This is a genomic window from Streptococcus sp. GMD1S (assembly GCF_000296875.1).
Taxonomy (GTDB): domain Bacteria; phylum Bacillota; class Bacilli; order Lactobacillales; family Streptococcaceae; genus Streptococcus.
This window is the reverse complement of the sequence record NZ_AJQY01000186.1, coordinates 1-971: the sequence shown is the minus strand read 5'-3', so window position 1 is coordinate 971 and position 971 is coordinate 1. Positions and strand designations below refer to the sequence as shown.

Here is a 971-nt window from a genome sequence, read left to right as displayed (position 1 = left end):
TACATTAGTAGCTTAAAAACATGATAAAACCGCTATTCTTAGGAGTAGCGGTTTTTCTTTTTATATTTCATGGGGTACAAATGGGGCAAACTAATTATATAGTTTATCTAGGAGACAAACAAGTTTTGAATAATAGGCTTTCCATAAAAAATAATACAAGTTTTTACCCTTCAGGATTTATTTTTTTCTGGTATCATCATTCCTATGAACAGTAGAAAAGTAAGTTTTTAATTTATTGATACTCCGGATATTACAATCTCAGTATTAAAGAACTTTATTGAAGGTAATTTTCGAACGGTTTGAGGTAATTTCAATGAAATTTTAATAGATATTTCAATTTTCTTCTTGACTCTGACCCTAGGTAAGGGATTATACTAATAGTAGATAAGAAAGGAGATTATTATGCAAATCAATATGATTCGTTCAGATAAAGTTTATCAGGAGATGCTTGAGCTTCCTTTAGAAAAGAGAGAAGGTCTCTTTCGAGCTAAAATATTAGCACCTTTTGCAATGAAATACCAAACGCAACACATCCCTTTGAAAGCAAAGTACCCTGGAGGATTTGATGCTCTATTCCTACTTGGCTTTATGAATCAGTTGCCCGGAACTCTATCAGAAAAGGATAGACCGGCTATCGACGCTCTGAGCTCTGATCAACTCTGGCAGGATTGTCAAGATACCATCAAGAGGAGTATTGGTCTTTTTGAGCAAGCTGGCTATGACTTAGAGGTTGAGGATTACTATTTTACTATTTTATTGGGCAATCCAGAAAAACCTATGCTACAGCTCAATAAGGGTTACAGCGGAGATGGAGGAATTCCAGGCTACCTCATGCTTAGTTTACTACCAAATGACTATACTTTACCCCGTGTGCAGGCAGCGTTAGCCCATGAGTGCAATCACAATGTCCGCTTCCAATTTGTCAAATGGAACCAGCAGACGACACTAGCAGACTGGGTAGTCAGTGAAGG

The 971-nt window shown here is 36.8% G+C and carries 1 protein-coding gene; it reads left to right on the top strand.

All coding sequences use genetic code 11. The features are described from left to right. Positions 1 to 402: 402 nt before the first annotated feature. On the top strand, positions 403 to 971 hold a 569-nt coding region (locus GMD1S_RS08160; RefSeq protein WP_001166704.1), incomplete at its 3' end, for a DUF2268 domain-containing putative Zn-dependent protease.